This window comes from uncultured Coprobacter sp. (genome assembly GCF_947855755.1).
Taxonomy (GTDB): Bacteria; Bacteroidota; Bacteroidia; order Bacteroidales; family Coprobacteraceae; genus Coprobacter.
Window position 1 is genome coordinate 1 of sequence record NZ_CANUAR010000007.1, and the last position, 12,515, is coordinate 12,515.

Here is a 12,515-nt window from a genome sequence, read left to right on the forward strand (position 1 = left end):
TCTTCCGGTCTTTTTTCCCGTTTTCACTCGTCAGATAGCCCGCTATCCTCCTCCTGAAAACAGAAAAACATACTCGGAAGAAATTCTCAAATCTGACCCGAGTAAAATTTAAACAGGCTCTAAGTATTTTTCGAAACAAAAAATACGGCAAAATTTAATGATAACCCTCAAAAAGTTACCCATTTAACCTTTTGAGAGTCATTATTTTTCGTACATTTTTCAATTTTATTTTATTCTGTAACAAACAGTATTCAAAGACTCAGTATCTTTATTTCTTAACTGTCCGTAGAATACGGTAATCGCAGAGTACATATAAAGAATAACTCAAATAAAACAAATCGAAAGAAATCATATAAACAATAAGCAGATAACCATAGATTATCTGCTTACTGTTCGGTGATCGGGCTGGGATTCGAACCCAGGACCCACAGCTTAGAAGGCTGTTGCTCTATCCAGCTGAGCTACCCGACCGGCCTTTACTTTTTGTTCAAAAGCGATGCAAAGGTAATGTTTTTTATCATATTTCCAAAATATGATAACTGTATTTTTTACGTATCCATCAGAACGGATATCCCACGGCAAAATGCAAAGTCGCATCCCGACCGAAGTTTTGATATGTAATCACCCATTTACTTTTATCGACAACAGACGGATCATATAATTTCATACCCAAATCAAGGCGTAAAATAAAATAATTGAAATCTAATCTCATTCCCAGACCATAAGCCATTGCAATCTCTTTATAAAACGACTTCAATTGGAATTTACCTCCGGGTTGTGATGGATAATTCCGTATAGTCCAGATATTTCCTGCGTCTAAAAATGCCGCAAGTTCAAGTTTCCAAATTAACTTACTACGATACTCCGCATTCATATCTAATCGAATATCCCCACACTGATTCATAAAATCAGTCATAGGGTTTGTTCCTTTATAACGTCCCGGACCGAGACCTCTGACCGACCAACCTCTTACACTATTAGCACCACCTGAAAAATAACGTTTTTCAAAAGGCAACATTTCAGAATTTCCGTACGGTACTGCAATCCCCGCTCCTACATGTAAGGCTAACGAATTGCGCTCATTAAACAAAATAGTATAAGCGTAGTCCAAATCCGCTTTTGCATACTGTGCATAACGAATTCCCAATATGCTATATTCACCATATTCGCCCGGCTTATGTCCGGTGAGTTTAGATATACCATATAGCAAGTTTCCCGCTATTTCTCCTGCTGCTCGTAAAGTATAAATATTTCCGGATATTTTTTTTATCCCCGGCCTCAAGTTCGATTGATAAAAAACATAAGAAGATCGCATAATAAAATGGTTTTCATAGCTATACCTCAACAAAGGGTTACTCGAAGCAATACTGTCAAGATTACTGATAAACCGTTCGGTCGTCTTCGGCAAATAAATATAGCTAATATCTACCAAGTCGAGATGATGCCGATACATATTATTATGGCTATACCATTTATAATTCCATCCGCCTCCTGCAATCACTCTAGTGTATTCGGGGCGTTGCTGATAATTGAAATTTAATGTGAATTCGGTTGTCGCACGCATACGCCGACGCACCGCCGGACTGACAAAGGGAAAAAGAAATTTCGGAAATGATATTCCGACCTCCGCACCCAACTCAAGATAATTATCATTTAAAAGTCCGCCCAAATCTCCCGAAAGACTTTCATAAGCCGCTCTTAATTTGGTCGTAAATGTTTCCGATCCATGAAACATGTTCCGGTGCTGATGCGTCAAACCGAGAGCAAAACCCAAATCACCCGCCGAATTAGTGCCTTCAACATCTACAGAAATCGTCTGAGGCTTGCCTTCAGTCAACAAAATATAACAATCCAAAACAGGTTTTCCGTCAATATTCAGAGGATAAAATTGTATATTGACATATTTAACCACCCGAAGACGACCGAATGCGGAAAATGTATTATCCACCGCTCTATTACTATAACGCATTCCGGGACGTATATAACAATTTTCCACCAAAGTAGCCGGTTTCAGATATTTCTTATTCCCGTAAAATATCCTAAAACCTTTATAATCGACCGTATCTTTTACATTAAAACGCAAATCCTGCTCAATATTCATCGGATTATAATCGGTCATAAAATAAACATTCCGGATATGATATACTTCATGTCTGCTAAATACCATATCCGAACGCCCGGTATCTTGTACCAAAGGAGGCATTAAATTAAGTTCCAAATCTACTTCATGATTCCGTAACGTCGTATCGGCCGTATAAGTTATATACTCTTTATTAAAAGCATAATACCCCCTATTCCTTAATAAATTAGAAATACGCTGACGTTCCTGTTCCAATAAGTTCCGATCAAAAACAGCCCCCTTCTTCAATAAAAAAGCCGAAGTATCAGCTAATATAATACGAGCAATACTGTCATTAGGAATATTATAAGTTATATTTTCAATATGGTATGGTTTTCCCGGCTTAACTCGATAACGAACTTTCATCTTTTTTTTCCGGGCAACAGTATCTACCGTCACCACAGCATTTTCATATCCCCGATTGCGTAAAGCTTTCGTAATCTCCAAGCGGGACTTTTCTGTCAAATCCGGATCATAAATCACCGGCGGCGTCCCAACCTTTCTCAACCATCTATTCCAGCGTGTATCTTTATCTCCCGAAAGATTATAGAAAAACAAAGGAAGCCCTACTAAACCGAAAGTTTTATGATTCGGTTCTTGCCTTATATACGATTTCAGTTCCGATGATTTCACATCCTTGTTATCAGAAGTAACATTTACCTTATTCAAAAGATACTGTCCCTCTCCTACATGCCGAGTCGTATTGCAAGACGCAACAAGCAATAATCCGAACAAATAAAACAAAAGGCGGAAATATCTCATATTTTTACTCTATCCGAAAACAGATATAACTCCGAAATTTTCTTACAAACGTACAGAAATATTGTCTTACACACAAAAGTAACAACTCAAAAATATGTCGCCAACGACAAAACACAACCTCTTTAACACGTAGAGTCGATTTAAATTTTCCAATATAAGGATCATTATCCGGACTTTTTGAGGTTCTTCTCGGTCTGTTTTCTCATTTCTGCACGCCACGTAGCCCATTATGTTCCTTATCGAAACAGAAAAACTTCCTCAAAAGCATCATTCAAAACCGTTCGTACAAAATTCAAACAGGCTCTTAAAATACAGATAAAAACCAAGAACCGATTTGAGAACTCAAATCTCCTGAAAACCATTCTTATCCATACCGGATAAAATCCCCAACAAGATTTAAAATTAAGAATGATTCATTTTATAATAATTTATCATCAAAACAGACTTATATATAATATTTTTTCACTATCAATGTTTTTTTTCTACTATTTTATTTGGAATATAAAATGAAACCTATACCTTTGCACCGTAATACAAAATGAAAATGCAATACAGATAACGATTATGATTAGTATTATTCTACATATCATTAACCTTCTTGGTTTATCTCTACTCGATGTCGTCGTGAGGGAGTAAAAGAAGAAAGGTATGTAGTTACTTTATGTGTACAACATAAATTAAGAAATAAAGTAAAAGGCCTTTCTTCATATAACAGAAAGGTCTTTTTGTATATAAAACAATAAGAGAGATGAAGCACCTATTACATAGTGCAACCAGCACACAAGGACGCAGAATGGCCGGAGCAAGAGCTTTGTGGCGAGCCAACGGAATGAAAGAAGATCAGATAGGAAAACCGATCATCGCTATTGTCAACTCGTTTACGCAATTTGTTCCGGGACATGTACACTTGCACGAAATCGGACAAAAAGTCAAAAACGAAATTGAGAAATTGGGATGTTTTGCAGCCGAATTCAATACAATAGCGATCGATGACGGTATTGCAATGGGACATGACGGTATGCTATACTCTCTCCCTTCGAGAGATCTCATTGCCGACAGTGTTGAATATATGGTAAATGCTCATAAAGCGGACGCAATGGTTTGCATCAGCAATTGCGATAAAATTACCCCGGGCATGCTGATGGCAAGCATGCGGCTTAATATCCCGACAATATTCGTATCCGGAGGCCCTATGGAAGCCGGTAACCTAAACGGTCGTTCTCTCGACCTCATCGATGCGATGATAGAATCGGCTGACGAAACCATAAACGATAAACAAGTCGCAGAAGTAGAACGTACAGCTTGCCCGACTTGCGGTTCATGTTCAGGCATGTTCACGGCAAATTCCATGAACAGCCTGAACGAAGCCATAGGTCTGGCACTTCCCGGTAACGGCACTATTGTGGCTACCCATGTCAACAGAGAAAAATTATTTATCAAAGCTGCAGCGCAAATCGTTGAGAACTGTTATAAATATTACCGAGATGGAGACGAATCGGTGCTGCCCCGCAACATAGCCACCCGCAATGCATTCCTTAATGCTATGACTCTCGATATTGCTATGGGAGGATCTACCAATACAGTACTGCATCTATTGGCGATAGCTCAGGAAGCCGGTGTCGATTTTACAATGGACGATATAGATCGTCTATCTCGCAAATCACCCGTACTTTGCAAAGTCGCTCCCAACTCACATTATCATATTCAGGATGTAAATCGTGCCGGCGGCATTTTATCCATTATGAGTTTATTAGCAAAACAGGGATTATTGGACACACATGTACACCGAGTCGATGGTCTGACTTTGGAACAGGCAATAGCCCGATATGCCATCGACGGATCAGAATACACAGAAGAAGCTGCTGAATTGTGGAAAAGTGCACCCGGCAACACATATAATCTCAAAATGGGTTCTCAAAATAATCGGTATGATTCTTTAGATAATGACCGCATCAATGGATGTATTCGGGATTTTGAACACGCATACGTAAAAGATGGCGGACTTGCCGTACTCAAAGGGAATATTGCAATTGACGGATGCGTTGTAAAAACAGCCGGAGTGGATGAAAGTATCTTTCACTTTACCGGTAAAGCCAAAGTATTCGAATCACAGGAAGAAGCTTGCAAAGGAATCTTGAGGGGCGATGTCGAAAAAGGAGACGTTGTCGTCATTATCTACGAAGGTCCGAAAGGAGGTCCCGGCATGCAAGAGATGTTATATCCGACCTCTTATATAAAATCAAGACATTTAGGAAAAGAATGTGCCTTGATCACCGACGGACGTTTTTCTGGAGGGACATCAGGGTTATCAATAGGACACATTTCCCCAGAAGCGGCAGCCGGAGGAAATATCGGACTTGTCAAGGATGGAGATATTATCGAAATCGATATTCCGAAACGTACGATCAATGTCAAACTCAGTGACGAGCAATTAGCCGAACGCCGTTCTGCAGAAGAAGGTCGAGGGAAAAAAGCATTTACTCCGACAAAACGGGAACGGAATATCTCTAAAGCGTTAAAAGCATACGCCGCTATGGTCAGTTCTGCCGATAAAGGAGCGGTACGTATTATAGAATAAAAGCAATATTGTTTTGCAGAAAATATTTATATGGCAACAGATAAAATATCAGGATCAGAAGCTTTGATCCGTTCTTTATTAGAAGAAAATGTAAAATTGATCTACGGCTATCCCGGAGGAGCTATCATGCCGGTTTTTGATTGTATGCACAATTACAAAGACAGGCTAAAACATGTCTTGGTAAGACATGAACAAGGAGCAACTCATGCTGCACAAGGCTTTGCCAGAGTATCCGGTGAAACGGGAGTAGTATTGGTAACTTCAGGTCCGGCAGCTACAAATATCATTACAGGAGTAGCTGACGCCATGGTGGACAGTACTCCTTTGGTTGTTATTACCGGACAAATCAATTCCTCATTATTAGGTACTGACGCTTTTCAGGAAACCGATGTCGTAGGAATTACTCAACCGGTCACCAAATGGAGCTATCAAATACGCCGTACCGAAGATATTACTTGGGCTGTAGCAAGAGCTTTTTACATTGCCCGTTCGGGACGCCCAGGCCCTGTAGTGCTGGACTTCACCAAAGATGCACAAGTAGGGACAGCAGAATTTCATTATCAAAAATGCAATTTCATACGAAGCTACAATCCCTATCCCAAAATTAATGAGGATGAAATAAACCGTGCGGCAACATTAATCAATCAGTCAAAAAAGCCACTGCTTCTGATAGGACAAGGTGTTATTTTGAGCCATGCAGAAAATGAAATATTAAGATTAATGGAAAAAGCAGACATTCCTGCAGGCTGCACATTATTAGGATTATCGGCAATACCGACAGCCCATCGCCTAAATAAAGGGATGTTGGGAATGCATGGAAATATCGGTCCGAATATAAAGACCAATGAATGTGATCTTCTCATTGCAGTAGGTATGCGTTTTGACGACCGAGTAACCGGAGGATTAAACACATACGCCAAACAAGCTAAGGTGATCCATTTCGATATAGATCCGTCAGAATTCAACAAAAATGTTCATGCAGATGTCACTGTCTTAGGAGATGCAAAAGAGTCACTTTCAATACTAATTGACAAAGTCTGTGCAAACAAACACGCTGAATGGTTATCGGAATTTGAAATCTGTGAGAAAACCGAATATGAAAAAGTTATTCGCCCGGAAGTATATCCAGAAAACGGAGCTTTAAAAATGGGGGAAGTAGTCCGGAAAGTTTCTGAAGCAACAGGTAACAATGCTATTTTGGTTACTGATGTCGGACAAAACCAAATGATGGGAGCACGATATTTCAATTATACTCGTACACGAAGCATTGTCACATCCGGAGGTTTAGGAACTATGGGATTCGGTCTACCTGCCGCCATCGGAGCTAAAATGGGAGCACCTGACCGTACCGTTTGTTTCTTTACCGGAGACGGAGGTATTCAAATGACTATTCAGGAGTTAGGAACAGTCATGCAAACAGGCACAGATATAAAGATCATTATCTTAAATAACAATTTCTTAGGCATGGTACGCCAATGGCAAGAGTTATTTTTCGAAAAAAGATATTCCGAAACACACATGCTTAATCCCGATTTTGCGGCAATAGCAGCCGCATACGGTATCAAAGGACGCGATATCACAGACCGTTCTCAATTGGACGAAGCCATTGCCGAAATGATCGCCCACAAAGGAGCATACTTATTAAATGTCGCTGTGGAAGAAGAAGGCATGGTATTCCCCATGATTCCCGCAGGCGGATGTGTTACCGACATTTTATTAAACAGTACTGAAAAATATTAATTGAACGAAGCATATGGAATCTATATTATATACAGTAACGGTGTATACAGAAAATCAAGTCGGTCTCCTAAATCAGATATCGATTATTTTCGGTCGCCGTCGTCTGAATATCGAAAGTCTTTCTGTTTCTGCTTCGGCAATCGAAGGGATACATAAATTTATCATTACGACAAACAGCGACCGGGATACTATTCAAAAAGTCGTACAACAAATAGAAAAACGGGTCGATGTACTTCGGGCATTTTTTTATACAGAAGACGAAATATTCTACCAAGAGGTAGCTCTTTACAAAGTCGCAACAGAAAAACTATTGGACGATAGCGGAATAGAAGAACTTATTCGTCGCCATAACGCCCGAATTCTGGAAGTAAACCGTACTTATACGGTAATAGAAAAGTCTGGTCATACGGAAGAAACTCAACAATTATTTGAAGAATTGAGTAAATTCGGAGTTATGCAATTTGTCCGTTCAGGACGTGTTGCAATCACCAAATCGACCGTAGAACATGTAAGTTTGTTTCTCGAAGCACAAGAGTGTCGACGTCTCTCTACCAAAGAATAACATTATGGAGAATGAACAGAAAAAGATAGCGGCATATATTTATGATTTAGAGCCTGCCGAAGGAAATGCTCAACAAGAAATTCCATTGACCTTATTGGTCAAACGAATACTCGAAACAGCAACATACCATGCAGAAAATTGGGGAGTAGGATATAGTACCCTAATCAAGGAAAACCGGGCATGGGTACTGGCCAGACTGGCAATAGAGATGTCTTCCTATCCGGGTATTTACGATAAATACAAAATAGAAACATGGATAGAAGGCTACAACAAACATTTTTCTGCGCGAAATTTTTGTTTCAGCAGTCCCGACGGAAAACTATACGGATATGCCCGTTCTATCTGGTCAGTTATAGATATACAAAATCGTACTTCGGTAGATATTACTACATTCCGACACATCGAGAACAATGTAGGGGACAAAGATTGTCCGATTGCCCCGCAATCAAAAATAAAACCGGTAAACGACGAAAACCCGATCATCTATCCTATTCGATACAGCGATATAGACATCAATCGTCACATAAACAGCGTAAAATATATCGAACATATACTCGATATGTTCTCGATGGATATGTATGACAAAAATTTTATCCGTAGGTTTGAGATCAATTATATCAATGAAGCCCGTTATGGTGACAAGTTGAGCTTTTATCGTGAACAACTTTCAAAAAATGTCTATACATCGGAAATACGAAACAGCAACGGAGAGACCGTATGTAGAGGAAAAATAGAATTTTCAGAGCGCAATTAAAAAGAGAATATATATACGGACTTTTTTTTGGATTGTATAAATATATTTTTTAACTACTTTATAAATTAAAACATTATGGCAATCATGAATTTTGGCGGTGTTGAAGAAAATGTTGTAACCCGCGAAGAATTTCCTTTGGAAAAAGCGAGAGAAGTTTTAAAAAATGAAACCATAGCTGTTATCGGATACGGCGTTCAAGGTCCGGGACAAAGTCTTAACCTTCGAGACAACGGATTTAACGTAATTGTGGGACAGCGCAAAGATTCCAAAACTTGGGATAAAGCTGTTGCGGACGGATGGGTTCCCGGAGAAACATTGTTCGATATTGAAGAAGCCTGTGAAAAAGCGACCATTATCCAATATTTGCTTTCTGATGCGGCACAAATCGAAGTATGGCCTAAAGTAAAAAAACATCTTACCGCAGGCAAAACACTCTACTTTTCACACGGATTCGCCATCACATACAAAGAACGTACAGGAATCATTCCTCCTGCCGATATAGATGTAATCCTCATTGCTCCGAAAGGCTCTGGAACCAGCTTACGTCGTATGTTCCTTCAAGGACGTGGTCTTAATTCAAGCTATGCCGTATTTCAAGATGCAAGCGGAAAAGCTAAAGAAAAAGTCATTGCATTAGGAATCGGAGTCGGTTCAGGTTACCTATTTGAAACAACTTTCAAACGCGAAGTATATTCCGACTTAACCGGAGAACGCGGTACTCTGATGGGAGCTATTCAAGGTATCTTTGCAGCACAGTATGATGTATTGCGGGCAAACGGGCATACCCCATCAGAAGCTTTCAATGAAACGATAGAAGAACTTACACAGTCTTTGATGCCGTTAATCGCAGAAAACGGAATGGACTGGATGTATGCCAACTGCTCTACCACAGCCCAACGAGGAGCTCTTGATTGGTGGAAAAAATTCCGAGATGCAACTAAACCTGTTTTTGAAGAATTATATAGCGAAGTTGCTAAAGGGAATGAAGCTCAACGCTCTATCGATACCAATAGTAAACCGAACTATCGCGAAGGATTAAATCAAGAATTGAAAGAACTTCGTGAAAGTGAGATGTGGCAAGCCGGTATGGTAGTGCGTAAATTACGTCCCGAAAATAACTAATTCAATATTTCATAATAATACAAGAGGCTGAATTCTCAAAACAGATTTTAGAGTTCAGCTTCTTGTATTTTTTATATAATAATTCCTATTTCCCCTCTCCATATCGAGAAAGGAAGATATCAAATTTGCATATTACTATACCCCACATATTATCTGGCAAGTAGCATGTCCTATATCGTATTTTTCTTTTCCATTCTTCTCTCTCCAGTAATTTCATGAAAAACAAATAATATCCTCAAAAAGAACTCTCAGCACCGTTCCAAGGAAAATTAAGACAAACTACAAAACATACAACCTTTAACTGACTGTCTTATAATTCGTTCAACATAACAACCTTTCTTATATAAAAACAAAAAATCCGCTTATGTGGAAAAAATGGGCACAATTATGTCAATTAATCCTCTCATCACAAAAAACTCCGGACTAAATTTGTAGTGTTTCAAAATATAATATAGCAATAAAAATATTACACCATACAAAAAACTATGAAAACAAGAAAAATGACTTTATCCGGAATTTTGCTGTGTGCATCGATATGTTTCATTTCCTGCGGAAAAGATAACGAAACATTTTCCGCCGGAGGTAATATGGGCACATCGGGGAATGGCAACGGCAATACACAAATACAAGAAACAGCATACGCTTTTCCCGGTGCAGAAGGAGCTGGACGTAACACGACAGGAGGAAGAGGAGGAAAAATATACTATGTCACTTCGCTTAATGATGAACTCAGCGACAACACTACCTTAAGGTATGCTTTGTCTCGAAACGAACCTCGCATTATCATTTTCAAAGTATCGGGAACAATCAAACTTAAAAAAGAACTATCTATCGAAAACGGAGACGTAACCATAGCCGGACAAACAGCTCCGGGTGATGGAATATGCCTTGCCGGATATCCGGTAATGATAAAAGCCGATAATGTAATTATCCGTTACATGAGATTCAGATTAGGTGATGCCCAAATGAAAGAGGATATTGCAGCAGGGAAAATAGACCCTACTTATGCCGACGGGGCGGATGCTTTCGGGGGAACGAAAAGAAAAAACATCATGATAGACCATTGTTCTGTCAGTTGGTGCGTAGATGAATGCGCCTCATTTTATGACAATACCAACTTCACAATGCAATGGTGTTTGATTTCGGAAAGCCTCAGACTTTCACTACACAGCAAGGAAGCTCATGGATACGGAGGAATATGGGGAGGTAAAAACGCATCGTTTCATCATAACTTGTTAGCGCACCATGACAGCCGTAATCCTCGTTTCAACGGTAGCCGGATGTCTGCCCTCCCCGATCTTGAAAAGGTCGATTTCAGAAATAACGTTATTTATAACTGGAGAGGGAACAGCAGTTATGCCGGAGAAGGCGGATCTTATAATCTGGTAAACAATTATTATAAACCAGGACCTGCTACCGAAAAAAGTTCTACGACCGTAAAATACCGAATATTTGCACCGAATGCTGATTTAGGGGAATACAGTAACGGGCAAATGAGCGGTCAATGGGGTACATTTTACATCAACGGGAACTACATGGGAGCAACTACATCGACGGCTCAAGAAGCGAATAACGTATGCAATGACAACTGGATCGGCGTACATCCCGATGAAAGAAACCATCCGCTTCCGGGTGGAACAATTTCCTCTATCAAATCCTCTGTCATGTTTACCGATATGGGAGATGCCACCGAAGTCACTACTCATTCGGCAGAAAATGCATACACCCGTGTATGCGAATATGCCGGATGTTCTTTAGTTCGTGACGCTGTCGACAAAAGAATTGTCAACGAAGTAAAGAATGGAACAGCTACTTATAGCGGAGCTAATTATCCGGGTATAATAGATTCACAAGAAACGGTAGGTGGCTGGCCGACACTAAACAGTACCGAGCCTCCAGTTGATACAGACGGTGACGGTATGCCCGATGAATGGGAAAAGAAAGTAGGCCTGAATCCGAATAGTTACAATAACCCTAATGCTCACACTTTAAGTTCGGGATATACCGATATAGAAGTTTACCTCAATAGCTTAGTAGAAACCATTACAGAAGCTCAGAATAAATAATAAAAAGGAATTGTCGAAAATATTAATTTCGAAAATCCAGATAAATTTTAAAATAAAAAGAACAGCCGATATATAACTTTCCGGCTGTTCTTCTCTTTTTCTAAGGACCTAAATTTTCCGATACAGGAAATTCAACTATATCTTGTGTCCTCTTTCGATCTGTTTTTATTATTGATAACCCGCTATCATACTATAAAAACAAGAAAACATCTTCGAATGAAATCCTTAAATCTTCATATACAAAAATCAATCAACCTTTTTACTCAAAAATCTCCCATCCTTACTAAAATGTATCTCTGTCTCTTCGGGTTGTGTATTAAGGCTTACTTTAAAACCTTTTTTCTGACGTTCAATCTTCTCCACAGAAACACCTGAATAATTCGATTGCAAATAACTGTAAGAACGCTGAGGTAGAATTCCTAATATCGATAAAGAAATACCACCTTTTTCTTTCTGAACTTCAATCCAGTTCCCAGCCCGGTCAAATTCCAGTTCATAACCGTTAGCCATTCGCACATCGAATTGCGTCCAAGGAGATTCAACTTCACATTTAACAACCTTTACCCCTTTAAAATGGGTATGAATAAACTCTTGAGCCATTTTCGGCAACTTTTCAAAAGGAATCGGTTTTTCCGAACCTTTCGTAGCTGAAAAGGTCAACACTGCACTTGCCAGAAAAACCATGAGCATCATCAATTTTTTCATATCTATCGTATTTTATGTTTCAACGTTTATTAAAAACAAAATAAAGGATAGAATGTTTATATCTTATAAACAAAAGAGAGGTGTTTTTTGAATAATCACAGTAAATA

General features: G+C 39.3%; 8 protein-coding genes and 1 tRNA gene. 6 read left to right on the forward strand and 3 right to left on the reverse strand.

What is annotated here, in order from left to right; genetic code table 11:
- Window positions 1-397: 397 nt before the first annotated feature.
- Both Q0093_RS05570 and Q0093_RS05575 read right to left on the reverse strand, forming a co-directional pair.
- A tRNA-Arg gene (locus Q0093_RS05570) sits at window positions 398-471 on the reverse strand.
- Window positions 472-559: 88 nt separating this feature from the next.
- Window positions 560-2,881 (reverse strand): BamA/TamA family outer membrane protein, encoded by a 2,322-nt coding sequence (locus Q0093_RS05575; protein ID WP_294179214.1) that lies wholly within the window; start codon window positions 2,879-2,881, stop codon window positions 560-562.
- Window positions 2,882-3,629: 748 nt separating this feature from the next.
- On the opposite strand from Q0093_RS05575, the gene ilvD reads away from it, so the two are divergent.
- From ilvD to Q0093_RS05605, 6 genes are all read left to right on the forward strand, one after another.
- A complete protein-coding gene (gene ilvD / locus Q0093_RS05580) occupies window positions 3,630-5,459 on the forward strand; it encodes a dihydroxy-acid dehydratase (RefSeq protein WP_297928874.1) in 1,830 nt (609 codons plus the stop codon).
- 30 nt (window positions 5,460-5,489) lie between these two features.
- On the forward strand, window positions 5,490-7,199 hold the full coding sequence (gene ilvB, locus Q0093_RS05585; protein WP_297304235.1) for a biosynthetic-type acetolactate synthase large subunit: 1,710 nt from the start codon (window positions 5,490-5,492) through the stop codon (window positions 7,197-7,199).
- A gap of 13 nt (window positions 7,200-7,212) precedes the next feature.
- Window positions 7,213-7,761: an acetolactate synthase small subunit gene (gene ilvN, locus Q0093_RS05590; RefSeq protein ID WP_297304234.1), complete on the forward strand. Its 549-nt coding sequence runs from the start codon at window positions 7,213-7,215 to the stop codon at window positions 7,759-7,761.
- A gap of 4 nt (window positions 7,762-7,765) precedes the next feature.
- Window positions 7,766-8,515 (forward strand): acyl-ACP thioesterase domain-containing protein, encoded by a 750-nt coding sequence (locus tag Q0093_RS05595; RefSeq protein ID WP_297928876.1) that lies wholly within the window; start codon window positions 7,766-7,768, stop codon window positions 8,513-8,515.
- A 75-nt stretch (window positions 8,516-8,590) separates the two neighbouring features.
- Window positions 8,591-9,637, forward strand: a complete 1,047-nt coding sequence (gene ilvC, locus Q0093_RS05600; RefSeq protein ID WP_294179207.1) for a ketol-acid reductoisomerase — start codon at window positions 8,591-8,593, stop codon at window positions 9,635-9,637.
- A 485-nt stretch (window positions 9,638-10,122) separates the two neighbouring features.
- The gene (locus tag Q0093_RS05605; protein ID WP_297928878.1) at window positions 10,123-11,703 is read left to right on the forward strand and encodes a pectate lyase; all 1,581 of its coding nucleotides are present in this window, start codon (window positions 10,123-10,125) and stop codon (window positions 11,701-11,703) included.
- 246 nt (window positions 11,704-11,949) lie between these two features.
- On the opposite strand, the gene Q0093_RS05610 is transcribed toward Q0093_RS05605, so the two are convergent.
- Window positions 11,950-12,408, reverse strand: a complete 459-nt coding sequence (locus tag Q0093_RS05610) for a PepSY-like domain-containing protein (protein ID WP_294179204.1) — start codon at window positions 12,406-12,408, stop codon at window positions 11,950-11,952.
- Between the last annotated feature and the right edge of the window lie 107 nt (window positions 12,409-12,515).